At 71.5% G+C, this 16,201-nt stretch carries 15 protein-coding genes; 12 read left to right on the top strand and 3 right to left on the bottom strand.

Annotated elements, in window-relative coordinates; genetic code table 11:
* Positions 1-24 precede the first annotated feature (24 nt).
* Entirely contained in the window at positions 25-834 is an 810-nt protein-coding gene (locus AB0M48_RS24875; RefSeq protein WP_363846223.1) for a methyltransferase domain-containing protein, read from the bottom strand.
* A gap of 225 nt (positions 835-1,059) precedes the next feature.
* Here AB0M48_RS24875 and AB0M48_RS24870 point away from each other — a divergent pair, with 225 nt between their 5' ends.
* The 11 genes from AB0M48_RS24870 (at position 1,060) to AB0M48_RS24820 (ending at position 12,673) form a co-directional block, all read left to right on the top strand.
* A complete protein-coding gene (locus tag AB0M48_RS24870; RefSeq protein WP_363846221.1) occupies positions 1,060-2,310 on the top strand; it encodes an ATP-grasp domain-containing protein in 1,251 nt (416 codons plus the stop codon).
* Positions 2,307-3,101, top strand: coding sequence for a DUF364 domain-containing protein (locus AB0M48_RS24865; RefSeq protein ID WP_363846219.1), 795 nt, complete (start codon positions 2,307-2,309; stop codon positions 3,099-3,101). Before AB0M48_RS24870 ends, AB0M48_RS24865 begins: the two co-directional genes overlap by 4 nt.
* Positions 3,098-4,156, top strand: coding sequence for a PLP-dependent cysteine synthase family protein (locus AB0M48_RS24860; protein ID WP_363846217.1), 1,059 nt, complete (start codon positions 3,098-3,100; stop codon positions 4,154-4,156). Before AB0M48_RS24865 ends, AB0M48_RS24860 begins: the two co-directional genes overlap by 4 nt.
* Positions 4,153-5,175, top strand: a complete 1,023-nt coding sequence (locus tag AB0M48_RS24855) for a dipeptide epimerase (protein ID WP_363846215.1) — start codon at positions 4,153-4,155, stop codon at positions 5,173-5,175. The genes AB0M48_RS24860 and AB0M48_RS24855 overlap by 4 nt, the downstream gene beginning before the upstream one ends.
* A 319-nt stretch (positions 5,176-5,494) precedes the next feature.
* Positions 5,495-6,667, top strand: a complete 1,173-nt coding sequence (locus AB0M48_RS24850) for an MFS transporter (protein ID WP_363846213.1) — start codon at positions 5,495-5,497, stop codon at positions 6,665-6,667.
* Positions 6,664-7,449, top strand: coding sequence for a class I SAM-dependent methyltransferase (locus AB0M48_RS24845; RefSeq protein WP_363846211.1), 786 nt, complete (start codon positions 6,664-6,666; stop codon positions 7,447-7,449). The genes AB0M48_RS24850 and AB0M48_RS24845 overlap by 4 nt, the downstream gene beginning before the upstream one ends.
* Before the next feature lie 11 nt (positions 7,450-7,460).
* Positions 7,461-8,987, top strand: a complete 1,527-nt coding sequence (locus AB0M48_RS24840; protein ID WP_363846209.1) for an ABC transporter substrate-binding protein — start codon at positions 7,461-7,463, stop codon at positions 8,985-8,987.
* Complete coding sequence (locus tag AB0M48_RS24835; protein WP_363846207.1) at positions 8,984-9,928, top strand: ABC transporter permease; 945 nt, start codon at positions 8,984-8,986, stop codon at positions 9,926-9,928. The genes AB0M48_RS24840 and AB0M48_RS24835 overlap by 4 nt, the downstream gene beginning before the upstream one ends.
* Positions 9,925-10,698 carry an ABC transporter permease gene (locus AB0M48_RS24830; protein ID WP_363846205.1) on the top strand — a complete coding sequence of 258 codons (774 nt, stop codon included), beginning with the start codon at positions 9,925-9,927 and terminating at the stop codon, positions 10,696-10,698. The genes AB0M48_RS24835 and AB0M48_RS24830 overlap by 4 nt, the downstream gene beginning before the upstream one ends.
* Entirely contained in the window at positions 10,695-12,113 is a 1,419-nt protein-coding gene (locus AB0M48_RS24825) for an ATP-binding cassette domain-containing protein (protein WP_363846203.1), read from the top strand. The genes AB0M48_RS24830 and AB0M48_RS24825 overlap by 4 nt, the downstream gene beginning before the upstream one ends.
* A complete protein-coding gene (locus AB0M48_RS24820) occupies positions 12,110-12,673 on the top strand; it encodes a GNAT family N-acetyltransferase (RefSeq protein WP_363846201.1) in 564 nt (187 codons plus the stop codon). Before AB0M48_RS24825 ends, AB0M48_RS24820 begins: the two co-directional genes overlap by 4 nt.
* A gap of 62 nt (positions 12,674-12,735) precedes the next feature.
* On the opposite strand, the gene AB0M48_RS24815 is transcribed toward AB0M48_RS24820, so the two are convergent.
* The gene (locus AB0M48_RS24815; protein ID WP_363846199.1) at positions 12,736-13,152 is read right to left on the bottom strand and encodes a hypothetical protein; all 417 of its coding nucleotides are present in this window, start codon (positions 13,150-13,152) and stop codon (positions 12,736-12,738) included.
* Between the two features lie 241 nt (positions 13,153-13,393).
* Between AB0M48_RS24815 and AB0M48_RS24810 the strand changes: the two genes are divergently transcribed.
* On the top strand, positions 13,394-13,990 hold the full coding sequence (locus AB0M48_RS24810; RefSeq protein WP_363846197.1) for a hypothetical protein: 597 nt from the start codon (positions 13,394-13,396) through the stop codon (positions 13,988-13,990).
* Here AB0M48_RS24810 and AB0M48_RS24805 read toward each other — a convergent pair.
* Complete coding sequence (locus tag AB0M48_RS24805; RefSeq protein WP_363846195.1) at positions 13,987-16,128, bottom strand: SNF2-related protein; 2,142 nt, start codon at positions 16,126-16,128, stop codon at positions 13,987-13,989. The genes AB0M48_RS24810 and AB0M48_RS24805 overlap by 4 nt on opposite strands.
* Positions 16,129-16,201: the final 73 nt, after the last annotated feature.

Raw genomic sequence — 16,201 nt, 5'->3', positions numbered from 1 at the left:
TGCATCTAGTTCACGAGTTCCATGTCACGTGGCGCGGCGCCCACTGCCGATCAGGGTGGTGGCGTCGAGCTCGGTCACGCCGTCGTCTCGCAGCGACGCCAGGTAGAGCTCACGCACGGTGTCCCACTTCTCCGCGGGCACCTTCTCCAGCGCGCCGCGGAACCCGGACCCGATGATCACCAGCCAGGCGACCTCGGGAGTCATCGTCAACGCCATCTCGTTGACGGTCACGTCGACGTCGGCCAAGCCGCGTTCCGCCAGCCAGTCCGCGTAGCTGCCTGCCTGGTTGACCTGGTCGACGAGATGCGGCGGACGGGGCGCGGGCGGTGGCGTGCTCGTGGCCTCGGCGATGGCGCGGCCGAGGTGCCGGCCGGCCGCCGCCATGGACTCACCGCGCCAGATGGTGAACACCGCGCGGCCACCGGGACGCGCCCGGCTGATCAGGTGGTCGGTTCCCGCCGTCATGTCCGGGAAGAAGAAGATGCCCAGAGCCGACTGCACCACGTCGTAGCCCTCGGCGGCCCACGTGGTGACGTCCGCCTGGTGCGCGCGCAGCTGCGGCAGATCGGCCGACAGCCGGCGCAGCTGGTCGATCATGGGACCGGACATGTCGACGGCGTCGACGAGACCGTCGTGGCCGACGAGCCGGGCGGACGGGATCGCCGAGGCACCGGCGCCGCAGCAGGCGTCGAGAACGCGCTCCCCCGGCCGCGGATCGGCGATCGCGACCGCCGCCGCGCCGATCGGCTCCCACAGATGCCGCCCCAGCGCGGTGAAATCGGCTGCCGCGGCGTCGAACGCGCCACGGATCTCGGTCTGCCGGTCCTCAGCCATGAACCCCTCGTTTCAATCCTGTGTGGACAGTGCTCGTCGTGCCCAGAAGCATGCGGTCGCCGTCGTCCGACGAGCCGTCACGACGTTAGCCCAGCCGGTCGCACCATCCGGCCCGAGCGCACCGCCTTCCCACCTTCCCCGGAGGGCGGTGTCGAAATGACATCGATAATGATTACCATGTTCCCCAGGTTCGGCCGCACGGCTCGCGACCGAGGAGGAGGACTGGTGGGTCACCTGTTGATGATCGAGAGCTGGGTCGGTGCCATGAGCTCGTTGCTGCCCAGGGCGGTCAACGAGTCAGGGCATCGCTTCACGTTCCTGACCCGCGATCTGCACCACTACCTGCGCGCGGCCCCCTCGCACCCACACCCGTTGCTGGCCGCGAAGAACGTGCTGACGGCGGAGACCAACGACGTGCCCGCGCTGCTCGACCACGTCGAACGGCTGCACGCGGTCCTGCGCTTCGACGGCGTGATCTCCTCCTGCGACTACTACCTCCCGACCGTCGCACGGGTCGCCGCGCACCTCGGCCTGCCCGGCCCCGATCCACTCGCCGTCGAACGCGCCTGCCGCAAGGACCTCACCCGCACCGCCCTGCGCGAGGCGGGTGTGCCCGGTCCGCGCTTCGCTCTGGCCGACGACTGGCCCGCGCTCGCCAAGGCCGCCGCGGAGCTGGGTTATCCGCTCGTGGTCAAGCCGGTCGACCTGTGCGCCGGGATGCACGTGCGCAAGGTGGCCGACGAGTCGGAGCTGCGCGAGGCGTTCGCCGCGATGGAGGCGTTCCCGGTCAACGCCCGCAACCAGCCCAGGGTGCGGACCGTGCTGGTGGAGGAGCTGCTGACCGGGCCCGAGGTGAGCGTGGAGACCGTCACGGTGGACGGGGCCACGCACGTCGTCGGCGTCACCGACAAGAGCATCGCGGGCGACCCGTGGTTCGTGGAGAGCGGGCACATGTTCCCCGCCGACCTGCCCACCGCCGAGGCCGAGGCCGTCGCCGTGGCCGCGATCGAGGCGCTGGGCCTGGACCGCTGTGTCGCGCACACCGAGGTCAAGCTGACCTCCGACGGCCCGAAGCTCGTCGAGGTCAACCCGCGTCCGGCCGGCAACCAGATCACCGAACTGGTCCGCCGCGTCACCGGCATCGACCTGCCCGCCGCGTACGCGCAGCTGGCCGTGGGCGAACGACCGGATCTGAGCCCGGCGGACACCGGTGTGCGCAGCGCCGCGATCTCCTTCGTCCTGCCTCCGCGCTCCGGGCTGGTCGCCGCTGTCCGCGGCACCGAGGCGCTCGGCACCGCGCCCGACGTGGTGGACTGGTCGATCAAGCAGCCCGGCCACCGGGCGGGAGATCCGACCAGCAACAACAGCTACCTCGGCCACGTCGTGGTGACCGATCCGGCCGGCCTCGGCGCACGTGCGCGGGCCGAGCAGCTCGTGAGCGGTCTGTCGGTCGACTACGCCGAGGTGCCCGCGTGACGCTCACCGACCTCGTCGAGCTCGTCCGCGGCGGCGGGCTGGGCTCCGACCCGGCGACGTGCACCGTGTCCGTCGGGTTCACCACCAGACAGGGCGCCCGGCACGCCACCCGCGGGCAGTCGTACCGCAACACCGTGGTCAGTCTCCGCGTGGAGGAGGCGATCGGTTCCTGCGCGGTGGAGGACATCGCCGACGACGAGGTGCACGCCTGCGTCGGGGCGTCGGTCCTCGACCTGCTCGGCCACCCTAACCCGGCCATCCGCACCGCCGCGCTGGACGCCTACCTGGCGCACGTCCGCCCGCACCACCTGTCCGCCACGAAGTCGCTCACCATCGGTCCCGGCAGTTCCCTGGCCAAGTCCATGGCACGGGCGGAGGCCGTCGTGGACCTGCTGGACCCCGCGCCGGGTGACCGGGTGCTGGTCGTCGGCGTGGTCAACTCGCTGCTGCACCACCTGCGAGAGCGAGGCGCGACGTACGTGCCGTGCGATCTCAAGGGCGGCCACACCGAGTGGGACGAGCCGATCGCCACGGACGCGGAGAGCGCGCTCGACGGGTGCGATCTCGTGCTGGCCTCGGGGATGACGGTCGGCAACGGCACGTTCGAACCGCTGCTGCGCCGCGCCGCCGACGCGGGCAAGCCGGTGACGCTGTTCGCGCAGACGGCCAGCGCGATCCTGCCGTGGTTCATCGGAACCGGAGTGCGCGCCGTGTCGGCCGAGCCGTACCCGTTCTTCTGGCTCGACGGCGGCCCCACCACGATCCACCACCACACGGAGCGCCCGTCGTGACGGTCCCCCGCCAGAACCGGCACCTGCTCGACCTTCTCGGACGGAGCCCGGTCGCCCGCATCGACACCCCGCTGCCGCACCGGCACGGCGGGTTCTGGGCCAAGCTCGAATGTCTGAGCGCCGGTGGCATGAAAGCCCGCGGTGCCGTGTCCATGCTGCGTGCCGCTCGGGAACGCGGCGAGTTGCGCCCCGGCGCGGTGGTCGTGGAGTCGACGAGCGGCACGCTGGGTCTCGGCCTCGCGTTCGCCTGTCAGGCCTTCGGCCACCCGGTGGTCCTGGTGGTGGACAGCGAATTGGAGCCGTCGATGCGCGCCCTGTTGCGCGCGCACGGCGCCCGGTTGGAGGTGGTCGACCGGCCACACCCGGTCGGTGGATGGCAGCAGGCACGATTGGACCGGCTCCAAGCCGTGCTGCGCGAGTACCCCGACGTCTACTGGCCCGACCAGTACAACAACCCGGACAACCCCGGCGGCTACGCGGAGCTGGCCAGGGAACTGGTGGAGCAGCTCGACCCCGTCGACGTGCTGGTGTGCAGCGTGGGCACCGGCGGGCACAGCGCGGGCGTCGTCCGCGAACTGCGCCGCTACTGGCCCGGCGTGCGGCTGATCGGTGTGGACGCCGTCGGCTCCACGATCTTCGGCCAGCCCGCGCGGCCCAGGGTGATGCGCGGCCTGGGCAGCAGCATCCACCCCCGCAACGTCGCCTACGCCGAGTTCGACGAGGTCCACTGGCTCGGCCCGGTCGAGGTGGTGGACGCCTGCCGCCGGCTCGCCAGGGACGCGTTCGTCACCGGCGGCTGGAGCAGCGGCGCCGTCGCGCTGGTCGCCGCTTGGGCCGCAAGGGTCGAGCCCGGCGCGGTGGTGGCCACCGTCTTCCCCGACGGCCCCCACCGCTACCTCGGCACGATCTTCGACGACGACTTCTGCCACGCCCGCGACCTGCTCGGCCCCGCCGCCGACCGGCCGGTGGAGATCGGCGACCCGCACCACGTCGAGGCGACGGGCTGGACGCGGTCCCGCTCGGTCGTCGCACCGCAGGCGGCGGTGCTCGCGTGAAGCTCGACTGGGAGGTCTACGGCCTCGACCTGTCCACGCCACTGCGCATCTCCAGGTCGGTCATGGCCCGCCGGGACGCCGTGCGGGTCGTCGTGACGCACGACGGCCTGCAAGGCCACGGCGAAGTGGTGACCAGCGTCTACTACCGGCTCGACGTGGAGGCGATCACGTCGTTGCTGAACCGTCCGCTCCTCGCCGGCGCGGACTCGCCGGAGACCGCGCTCGACGCCCTGCACGCGGACCACACGATCCCAGCGGGAGTGCGGGCGGCGGTCGACGCGGCGTTGCACGACCTGCTCGCCCAGCGCGATGCCGTGCCGGTGCACGCGCTCGTCGGCGTCCCGCGGTGGCACGACGTCCCGACCGCTTACACGATCGGCATCACCACACCGGAAGACGCCGCTACCAGGGCCGCGGCGCTGGCGGGGCGCGGGTTCTCCGTGCTCAAGGTCAAGGCCGGGGCCGATCCGGAACGGGACGTCGCCACGGTGGCCGCGGTCCGCGCCGCCGCACCGGACGCCCGGCTGGTGCTCGACCCCAACGGCGGGTGGAGCCCGGACGAGACGGTGCGGGTGGTGGAGAAGATCACCGCGGCCGGGGTCGCGCTCGACGCGGTGGAACAGCCGATCCCGCCCGGCGACCCGGACGCGCTGGCCTGGGTCCGCGAGCGCTGCCCGGCGCCGCTGGTCGCCGACGAGGACGCCGCCACGGTCGCCGACGTGCGCAAGCTGGCGGGCGCGGTGGACGGCGTCAACGTCAAGCTCGCCAAGTGCGGTGGCCTGCGTCCGGCACTGGAGATCGTCTCGGCCGCCCGTGAGAGCGGGCTGGACGTGATGCTCGGCTGCCTGGTGGCCAGTTCGCTCGGCATCGCGCCCGCGGTCCACCTCGCCGGGCACGCCCGGTGGGTCGACCTGGACGGGCACCTGTTGCTGGCCCACGACCCGTGGTCCGGCATCGGCGGTGAGGACGGTGTCCTGCGGCTGTCCGGGGTACCGGGTCTGGGTGTGGTGCGGCGATGACGGCACCCCTGCGGTCTCCCCAGCCTGCCGGGCCTGGGCGTCGAGCGGTCATGACGGCGCTCCTGTGGTTTCGCCGGCCTGCCGGATCTGGGTGTGGTGCGGCGATGACGGCACCTCTGTGGTCTGCCCGGCCTGCCAAATCTGGGCGTCGAGCGGTGACAACGACACCCCTGCGGGCTCCCCGGCCTGCCAGGCCTGGGCATGGTGCGGCGACCACGACACCCCTGTGGTCTGCCCGGCCTGCCAAGTCTGAACGTGGTGCGGCGACGACGGCCCCGCTGCGGTTGTCCGGCGTGCCAGGGCTGGGCGTGGTGCCGCGATGAGCCGGTTCGCGCTGCCCGTACGGTTGCTGCTGGTCAACCAGTTCGCCGTGAACACCGGCTTCTACCTGCTCATCCCCTATCTCGCCGTGCACCTGGGCGGCCTGGGCATGTCCGCCGCGGTGATCGGCGTCGTGCTCGGTGTGCGGACGCTGAGCCAGCAGGGCCTGTTCCTGGTGGGCGGCACCGCGTCGGACCGGCTGGGACCGCGGACCGTCATCCTCGCCGGCTGCGCGCTGCGCGCGGTGGGGTTCGGGCTGTTCGCGATCGGCGACTCGCTCGCCGTGGTGCTGGCCGCGTCGGTGCTCAGCGGGCTCGCGGGTGCGCTGTTCAACCCGGCGGTGCGGGCGTACATCGCGCTGGAGGCGGGCGATGCGCGGACCGAGGCCTTCGCCCGGTTCAACGTCTACGCCCAGGCGGGCGCGTTGTTCGGGCCGGTGCTCGGCAGTGTGTTGCTGCTGTGGGACTTCCGGATCGCCGCGGTGGTGGCGGCCGGGATCTTCGCGGTGCTGACCATCGCCCAGGCCGTCGTGCTGCCCTCCCGACCGGCCACCCGGCGGGGCGGGACCGTGCTCGGCGACTGGCGCGAGTGCCTGGCGAACCGCCGGTTCGTGGCGTTCACCTGCGTGCTGAGCGCGATGTTCGTCCTGCAGAACCAGCTCTACCTGCTGCTGCCGCTCCAGGCGCAGGAGGCCACCGGATCGGCGGGCGTCGTCGCCGCGCTGTTCCTCGTGTCCACGGTCGCCACACTGCTGTTCCAGGTGCGCATCACCCGCCTGCTGTCGAACCGGGCGCGAGGACCGGCGATCGCGACGGGTCTCGCCGTCATGGGCGCCGGCTTCGCCGCGCCGGCGCTGTGGTCCGGGCTCGTGCCGGTGCTCGTGGCCACGCTCGCGCTGGCCGTCGGCGTGATGATCGCGAACCCCCTCGTCTACGACCTGATCCCCTCGTTCGGCCCGGAAAGCCTGGCGGGCACCCAGTTCGGCGTGTTCTACCTCGGGTCGGGGCTCGCCGCCGCGCTGGGCAACACCGCGATCGGCTGGGTCATCGGATTCGGTGACCGGCTCGCGTCCCTGCTGTGCGTGGCGATCGGACTCATCAGTGCCCTGGGGGTCGCGTGGCTGCACCGCCGCGGCGCGCTCACGCCCCGACAGCCGGAGGTCGCCCGATGAACCTGCTCACCGACAACCCCGAGCTGTACGAGCACCAGTTCCCCGACCCCGGGCACGTCGCGGCCCGGTTCGTGCACGACGTGGTGGCCCGGTTCGGCGGCGGACGGGACCTGCTCGACATCGGCTGCGGCACCGGACGTGACGCGGGCTGGTTGTCCCGCAACGGGTATCGAGTCTCCGGAGTGGACAGTTCGGAGAACATGCTCGCGTACGTGCGCGAGCACCACCCGGCGGTCGACGTGACGGTGGGCGACATGCGCTTCTTCGACCTGGGCCGTCGTTTCGACGTCGTCACCTGCCTGGACAGCGCGATGCTGTACTGCCACACCAACGCCGACCTCGTCGCCTTCCTGGACCGCTGCCGGGCACACCTGTCGCCCGGTGGCCTGTTCGTCGCGGAGATGCGCAACGGCGCGTTCTTCCTCGGCAACACCGAACTCCTCGACGGCGTGCGCACTCGCTCGGTGACGTGGCGAGGCACCGAGTACACGTCGCACACCGAGCTGTGGATCGACCACGCCGAACAGTTGCTGCGCCGCCGGCGCGCCTGGGAATGGGCTGGGCGCAGCGAACCGCTCGTGCAGCGGTCGGCCTGGCGGCTGCTGTTCCCCCAGGAACTGCGCCACCTGCTCGACCTCGCCGGGTTCGACGTCCTCGCCCTGTTCGACTCGCCAGGTCCCCGCACCGACCAGCCCTGGACCGCCGACGCCCCGCTGAGCGGCGCGCTGTCCGGCGACCGCCTCCACGTCGTGGCCCGCCTCCGCCGAAGCGGGTGCCAGTGAAAGGAACCAGCATGTCCCTGAACCGCCGCGGTTTCCTCGGCCTCACCTCCGGTCTGGCGGTCGTCACCCTCGCCGGGTGCGGCAGCAGCGCCACGTCGGCCTCCTCCACCCCGCGCACCGGCGGCAGGCTCCGCGCCGCGTTCGCCGGTGGTGGCGCCAAGGAGGTCCTCGACCCGCACCTGGCCAACCTGTTCGTCGAAGCCGCGCGGTCGAAGGCGATGTTCGACAAGCTCGCGGACCTCGGTGGCGACGTGTCGCCGCAGCCGCGTCTGGCGGAGAAGTGGGAGCCGAACGCCGACCTGACCCGGTGGCGGATCACCTTGCGCAAGGCGGTGTTCCACGACGGCAGACCGGTGCGATCCCAGGACGTGCTGGCCAGCTATGCGCGCATCCTCGACCCGAACCGCGCGTTCCGCGCCAAGTCGAGCCTCGCGCTGATCGACCTGCCGAACAGCCGCGCCGTGGACGACCGCACCGTCGAGTTCGCGCTGAAGCGGCCCTTCGCCGAGTTCCCCAACGCCCTCGCGGCGTTCGGCGCCTACATCGTTCCCGAGGGCGCCGAGGACTTCACCAAGCCGGTCGGATCGGGAGCGTTCAGCTTCGTGTCGTTCGAGCCGGGCAGGTCCGTGCTGCTCAAGCGCAACCCCGAGTACTGGGAGGGCGCGCCGCTGCTGGACGAGCTGGAGTTCGTGATCGCCAACGAGGAGTCGGCGCGCACCAACGCCCTGCTGGGCGGGCAGGTCGAGTACGCCCACGACCTGACCCCGACCACCGCGCGCAGCAACGCTTCCGGTGACCGGATGACGATCCACCGCTCCCCCAACAGCGCCGTGCAGGCGTTCGCCATGAAGGTGGACCGGGCGCCGTTCGACAACCGCGACCTGCGCGAGGCGCTGTTCCTGCTCGCCGACCGGCCGCAGCTGGTCGAGTCGGTGCTCGCGGGCAGCGGCCAGGTCGGCAACGACCTGTTCGGCAAGGGCTACCAGCACTACGCCGACCTCCCGCAGCGGGAGCGCGACCTGGACAAGGCGAAGTTCCTGATCCGCAAGGCGGGCGCCGAGGGCCTGGTGGTCAAGCTCGACACGTCCACCGCCGCGGCCGGCATGGTCGAGGCCGCCACAGTGTTCGCCGACCAGGCCAAGGGATCCGGGCTGACGATCGAGGTCGTGCAGGGCAACAAGGACAGCTACTGGGCCGACACGCTCAAGAACGGTTCGCTGTCGAGCTTCCGCTCCGGTGCCATGCCCATCGAGACGCACATCGCGCAGCGCCTGCTCAGCGGATCGGGCACCAACGTGACCAAGTGGGCCCGGCCGGAGTTCGACGCGCTGTACGAGAAGGCCGTGTCCACTTCGGACCAGTCCGCGCGCACCCAGGCCTACCAGGAGATGCAGCGCGTGCTGCACGCCGAGGGCGGCTACCTGATGTGGGGCTTCGCGGACTGGATCGTGGGCGCCAAGCCGAACGTCGGCGGGATCTCCACCGCGCCGGCCAACACGCTCGACTGGGCCCGGTTCGACAAGGTGTGGCTGGGGTGAGTCTCGCGTCCTACGCGGCCCGCCGGATCGCGCTCGGGCTGATGCAGGTGCTGGCCGTGGTCACCCTCGTGTTCTTCCTGGTCGAGGCTCTGCCAGGAGACGCGGCGGTGGCCCTGGCCGGCGACAACCCGGACCCCGCGCGGATCGCCCAGATCCGCGCGGCCATGGGACTGGACCGGTCCGCACCCGAGCGGTTCGCCGAATGGCTGACCGGGTTGCCCCGGCTGGACTTCGGCGAGTCCCTGGTCTCGGGACGACCGGTCGCCCAGTTCCTGTCCGCAGGAATCGGCCCGACCGTCGTGCTCGCGGTGCTGACGCTGGTGCTGCTGTTGCCGATCTCTGTGCTGGTCGGTGTGCTGGCCGCGCTGCGCGAGGGCAGCCTGCTGGACCGGGCGCTGACGTCGGTCAGCGTGGCGCTGCACTCGATTCCCGAGTTCGCGCTCGCCGTGGTGCTGATCGCGGTGTTCGGCGTGCAGCTGGGATGGTTGCCGCCGACCGCGGTCGGCTCGGACGTGCTCGCCGAACCCGCGGTGCTGGTGCTGCCGTTGGTGGTGCTGCTGGCCCGGCCCATCTGCTCGATCAGCCGCCTGGTGCGCGCTGGCATGGTCGACGCGCTGGCGTCGGACTACGTGCGCCACGCCCGCCGCCTGGGGATCGCCGAGACGAGGATCCGGTTCCGCCACGCCCTGCCGAACGCCCTTTCCCCGGCGGTGCAACAGGTCGCGCGCACGACGGACTGGTTGCTGGGCGGGGTGATCGTCGTCGAGGCCGTGTTCGTGATCCCCGGCCTCGGGACCGTCCTGGTGGACGCCGTGGCCGCACGCGATCTGCCCGTGGTGCAGGGGCTGGCGGTGGTCTTCGCGGTCACCACGGTGGCCGTCAACCTGGTGGCCGACCTGGTGGGCTTCCGCCTGGCCCCGCGCGCCGAGGTGGTCGCGTGAAGCGGGCGGGCATCGGCGGACTGCTGATCGTGGTGCCGTTGGCGCTGGCGCTGCTGGGACCGCTGTTCGTGCCGGAGAACCTGACCCGCAGCGCACCTTTCATGCCACTGGGCCTGCTGGGCACGGACTTCGTGGGACGCGACACCTGGCACCAGGTGCTCGCCGGTGGCCAGACGGTCGTGCTGGTGGCGTTGCTCGCCACCGTCCTGTCCTACCTGGTCGGGGTGCCCTACGGCGTGGTGGCGGCCACCACCCGGCTGCGGCTGGTCGACGAGGTGCTGATGAGGCCTCTGGACGTGCTGCTGGCGGTGCCGTCACTGCTGGTGCTGATCCTCGTGGCCGCCATCACCGGGCAAGGCCTGGTCGTTCTCATCGGGATCGTCACGCTCGTCAACTTCCCCGACGTCGCCCGTCTTTCCCGTGCCACGGCACTGGAGATCGCGGCACGGCCCGCGCTGGAGGCGATGCGCATGCAGGGCGAGTCGTGGTGGCAGACTTCGATCGTCTACACCGGACGATCGATGCTGCGCACGCTCGCCGCCGATCTGGGCGTCCGGCTCACCTCCGCGCTGTACCTGGTGGCGTCGGCCAGTTTCCTCGGCGTCGGCGTGGCGCCCGACGCCGCGGACTGGGCCGTGATGGTGGACCGCAACCGCGGCGGTCTGTTCCTGCAGCCGTGGGCCGTGGTGGTACCCGCGTTGCTGATCATCTCCCTGTCGATCGGGTTGAACCTGGTGTTCGACCGCGCACTGCGGAAGGTTCGGACATGACCCCGGTCGTGCACGTGGAAGACCTGCGCGCCGAGGCGGGCGGGCACGTGCTGCTCGACAGCGTCAGCTTCGCCCTGTCCGCGGGCCGGGTCCTGGCCCTGGTCGGCGCCTCGGGCAGCGGCAAGACGACCACCGGCCTGGCGCTGCTCGGCGAACACTCCCCCGGCGTGTCGGTCAGCGGGCACGTCGAGGTGCGCGGACACGTCGGATTCGTGCCGCAGCAGCCCGCCTCCGCGCTCAACCCGGTGCGCCGGCTGGGTGCCGTGTTCCGCGAGATCGCCGCGCTGCACGACGGCGATCCCGAGGAACTCGTCGGCACGGCACTGCGCCGGGCGCGGGTGCCGGCCGGCCTGCTGCGCCGCTACCCGCACCAGCTGTCCGGCGGCCAGCAGCAACGGGTCGTGCTCGCCCAGGCGCTGGTCGGCAACCCGGCGGTGCTGGTCGCCGACGAACCCACCACCGGGCAGGACGCCCTGACGCGCGCCGAGGTGGTCGACGAACTCGCCGCCGTCGTCGCCCAGGGGGTGGCGCTGGTGTTGCTGACCCACGACGTGGAGGTGGTGCGGGCACTCGCGGACGAGATCGTGGTGCTGCGCGCGGGCCGCGTCGTCGAAGCCGGGCCCGCTGCTGAACTCCTGACGAATCCGCGCGAGGACTACACCCGCGCGCTGCTCGACGCGGCGCCGCAAGTCCTCGCCGACGTTCCCGAGCGGGCGCCCCGCCTGCGGGTCCGCGGCCTGACCGCCCGGTACCGCAACGCCACCGTCCTGCACGACGTGGACCTGGAGGTCGGGGAACGGCTGGCGGTCGTCGGCCGTTCCGGCAGCGGCAAGACCACTCTCGGCCGCTGCCTGGCGGGCCTGCACCAGCAGGCCACCGGCGAGGTGCTGCTGCACGACCGGCCGCTCGCGCGGTCACTGCGCCGCCGGCCCCGAGCCGCGCTGGCCGCCGTGCAGTACGTCTTCCAGGACGCGCGGGGCTCGTTCGACGAACACCGCCCGGTGCTGGACCAGGTCGCCAGGACAGCGGTGCGGCTGCGCGGTGTGCGTCCCGCCGAGGCCCGTGCGTCGGCGCTCGCCGCCTTGGCCCGCGTCGGTCTCTCCGAGGAGACGGTCCTGCGCCTGCCGCGCGGCCTGTCCGGCGGTGAACTCCAGCGGGCGGCCCTCGTGCGCGCCCTGCTCGCCGAACCGGAGGTGCTCGTGTGCGACGAGATCACCTCGGGCCTGGACGCGGTGACCCGCGCCGGGCTGCTCGACCTGCTCGCGAGCGTGCCGTGCGCGCTCGTGCTGATCAGCCACGACCTCGACGTCGTGGCCCGGCTGGCCGACCGGGTAGCCGTGCTCCACGAAGGACGCGTCGTCATCCACGGTCCGGTCGCGACCACTTTGGACGGCGCGAAAGAGAGGATGAAGTGAACGAGCACTACCCCTACGAGGTGCGGTTGGCGACCCACGCCGACCTGCCGGGTGCCCGCAGCGTCATGCTGGACACCTTCTACCGCGAGTTCGGCCACGGCTACCGCCCCCAGTGGCACACCGACGTGATCGACCTGGCGGGGGCCTACCTGGACACGCCCAGGCACGCGCTGTTCGTCGCGGTCAACGGTGACGAGGTCGTCGGCACCACCGCCGTGCGGGCGCAGGGACCGGCCAGTCCGCCGCACCCGGCGTGGATCGCCGAGCGCTACTCCGGCGACCGGACGGCCCAGCTGTTCCGGGTGTACGTCCGGGCGGAGCACCGGCGCCGCGGCCTCGCGCGGGCACTGGTCGACGCCGCGGTCCGGTTCATCGCCGAGACCCCCGGCTACGAGCAGATCTACCTGCACACCGACACCCGCGTGGCCGGCGCGGAAGCGTTCTGGCGCTCGGTCGCGCTCGAGGTCTGCGACGCCCGCGACGGTGACCCGGACCGCCACCAGACCGTGCACTTCGAGATCCCCGTCCCGGTCCTCGCCGGGTCGGCCGAAGCGAGATGACGTGACTCGGTTACGCGAACCCGGGTCGGCGGGAGGCTGAGTCCCGTCGACCTGGGTGCCCTTCAGACCCAGTCCGCGTCGATCCCGCGGGCACGAAGCATTTCCAGCGCCTCCTCGTTGCCGGTGTAGAGCAGCGTCATCGACTTCAGGTTGGGGAAGTGCCGCAGGTCGGCGAACTCGTCGACGTCGAACAGCTCGTCCTCGCCGTCCCAGCCCGGCGCGATCTCGAGGTAGATCTGGTTGCCGCCGTCCATCGCGATCTCGGTGATCTTCTCCGCGAGCTCGGCGGGGACCTCCAGCGCCTCGAAGTACGCCAGAGCCTCCGGCACCGCCTCAACGCTCCACGCGTCGTAGGTGAAGCCCTGTTCGAAGGCGTAGTTGGTCAACCTGAACTTCGGCAAGAGGCCCTGGCCGTACATCAGCTCTTGGACGACGGCGAGTTTGAAGTTGAAGTCGGTGAACGGAATCGGCTGACTCATGCCCGGATCGTATATGAGGGGGTGACACCGCATTCGGAAGTTGTCCCCCTCCATTCAGAAAGAGGATTTGCGCGAAGAACATCACTCATTTCTTCGAGCCGTCAGTTTGGAACACACGACCTCAACGCCGTCAATGGGTTGATCGACCGATACCGGCGAGGGAACGTGTCGGCTATGTTCGGGGCTTTCACGACTGGGGAGGAAGTTTCGTGAGGATCGCGCCCTACCGCGGCGGTACCAGTTGACCCGGCGACCAGAGAACTCCGGGAAGGGCATCACGACCGCCAGCTCCGGCCGGCCGCCGAGCCGGATGGACATCGCCCGGCAGCACGTGGAACAGCAGTTCGGTCCGACGATCGCGAAACGACTCGACACGTTCGAGGACGGGACCTTCTACGTCACCGCGGGCGGGTGGGCGCGACTGCTGTCCTGGTTGGCGGACTTCGTCGTATACCTGTTCTGCGCGTTCGCCGGTTTCATCGCGCTCGTGCTCGCCACAATGGACCGCGAGGTCCCCGGCACCACGGCGGCGCTGATCATGCTCGGGCTGCTGTTCGGCGCGCCGATCCTGTACGGCCTGTTCTTCGGCAACGGCCGGGCGCTCGGCGCGGTGCTCACCGGGACCCGCCTCGTCCGTCTCAAGAACGGCGACAGGATCGGCGTCGGGGCCTGCTGGGCCATGCTCGTGCGCACCGTGCTGTTCCCCCTGCTGATCATCGCTCTCACCGTCGGCGGGTCGACCGTCTCCGGCTCGCTCACCAGGATCAGCATCGACGACGGCGCCACCCGGCGGCTGCGCGCGGCCGGCTTCCTGCGCCTCGACGAGGTCAGGTCTTAAACACCGAGGCGCTGCTGCTCGGCCTGCACCACTCGCTGTTCCACGGACACGGCTGAGTCCAGCGCGTTCGCGTGTGAGTGCTTCGTGTCGCTTTCGCGCGCGTAGTGGTCGAACAGCAGGGTTTTGTGGTCGCGGATCTCCTGCACCCGCGCGTCCACGCTGTCCTTGACGAGCAACCGGTGCACGTGGACCTTGCGGACCTGGCCCATCCGGTGACACCGGGCGATCGCCTGGTCCTCCGTGCTCGGCTTCCACTGCGGCTCGGTGATGATCACCACGGACGCGGCCTGGATGTTGAGGCCCACGCCGCCCGCCTCGATCTGGGCCACCAGCACCGCGTGGTCCTCGCACGCCGTGAACGCGTCCACCAGTTCCTGACGGCCCTGCGCCGACGTCGCGCCGGTCAGGGGACCGAAGACCTCGACGTGGTCCGCGACCGCGTCCAGCACGTCGTGGAAGTACGAGAACACCACGACCTTCCAGCCGTTGTCCCTCGACTCCTCGATGATCTCGAGCAACCGCTCCAGCTTCGCCGAGCCGCCGGGCGTGCCGGGTGCGTAGGCGGCGCGGCGCATCGCCATCAGGTTCCCCTCGCGCACCGCGTCCAGGTACGCGGCCCGGTCCTGCTTGCCGAACTCGACCCAGTCCTCCACCTCCAGCAGCTCCGGCAGCTCCCCCAGCACGTCCTCCTGGTTGCGCCGCAGGTACACCGGCGCGACGACGCGGCGGAAGGCCTTCGCTCCCACCACGGCGTCGACGGACCCCGTGCGGGCCGCGACGCCCGGCTGGAGATGGGCGACCAGGTTGCGGAACTCCTCGACGCGGTTCTCCATCGGGGTACCGGTGAGGAGCACCGCCCGTTCCGCGCGCTGCAGGATCGTGTTGACCGCCTGCGAGCGCTGCGTGTCCGGGTTCTTCACGTAGTGCGCCTCGTCGACCACGACCAGCGCCGGGCGGAACCTCTTCGGCAGCACCAGTTTCGGCAGCGTGCCGAACGTCGTCACGCCGACACCGCCCTGCGCCAGCCACTTGCCGACCGCGTCGTCGCGGCCCGCGCCGTGCAGCCGGTGCGGCACGAGGTCGCTGTGCCGGGCGATCTCGTTGGCCCAGTTGACGACGACGCTCGCCGGGCAGACCACCAGGAACCCGCGACGCCCACCGGCGGCGAGGCTCGCCATCACCGCGATGGCCTCGATCGTCTTGCCCAGTCCCATCTCGTCGCCGATGATGACGCGTTTGCGCGCCAGCGCGAACTTGGCTCCGAACACCTGGTAGCCGCGCAGCGACACCTTCAGCAGGCTGGTGTCCAGTGTGGTCGCGTCGACCTCGTGCTCGATGTCGGACGGGACGAAACCCTTGGCGGCACTGCGATCCGGCACCGCGTCCGCACCGGCCAGGTCGGCGAGGAGCGTGTTGTAGGCGGCCGCGTCGAGCTCGTAGTCGCGCCACAGTGCGCGATGATCCAGGTCCGGCACGCGCAGCTGCTTGCCCACCGCGCGCAACGCCGCCGCGTCCCGGCTGCCCAGCAGGGCCTCGAGCCGGTCGAGCGAGTCGAGGGCGGCCTGCCGGTTCTTCCGCAACGAGAAGAACATCCGCACCCGGCTCCAGGCACGGGACGCGGCGCGCACGTCGGCGTCGACCCTGCCCAGCACGTCCGCGAGCGGCTCGCGCAGCGGAGCGACGAGCTGGTTCGCCCTGCGCAGCTTGGACATCAGCCGCAGCAGCTCGGTCTGGGCGCGGTCAGCGCGGTCCGGGTTCAGCCGGGCGGGCGTCTCGCGCGCGACGCCGTCGACGACGGCGCGGGCGGCCCGCACGATCTGCTCGGCGGACTGCCTGCCGACGCCGGGCACGCCGTCGAGCTGTTCGGGCCGCGCCTCGGCCACGTCGGCGACGGTCCGGTACCCGGCGGCCTTCAGCTGGCTCAGCCGCAGGTTCGCCGACGCGACCCGCAGCTTGTCCACCGGCATGGCGCGGAGCTGGTCGGCCACCAGCGAGTCCCGGACCGCCTGGTACTGCGCGGCGGCGAGCGCGAGCAGCCGGTCCGGTTCCGCGCGCACCCCTGCCGCCTCGGCGCGGAACGCCTCCGCGGCGGCCAGCACCCCGCGAGCATGCCTACCGACCTTCGACGAGTCGTCCACCCAGGTCCTTCCGTCAGGCGGTCCGAGAGTACCGAAACCAGACCTGGCGCCGATGGCCGGAGCACGTGACGCA

The sequence above is a fragment of the Lentzea sp. NPDC051208 genome (genome assembly GCF_040682435.1).
Classification (GTDB): Bacteria; Actinomycetota; Actinomycetes; order Mycobacteriales; family Pseudonocardiaceae; genus Lentzea; species Lentzea kristufekii.
This window is presented reverse-complemented; position numbering and strand designations above follow the sequence as displayed.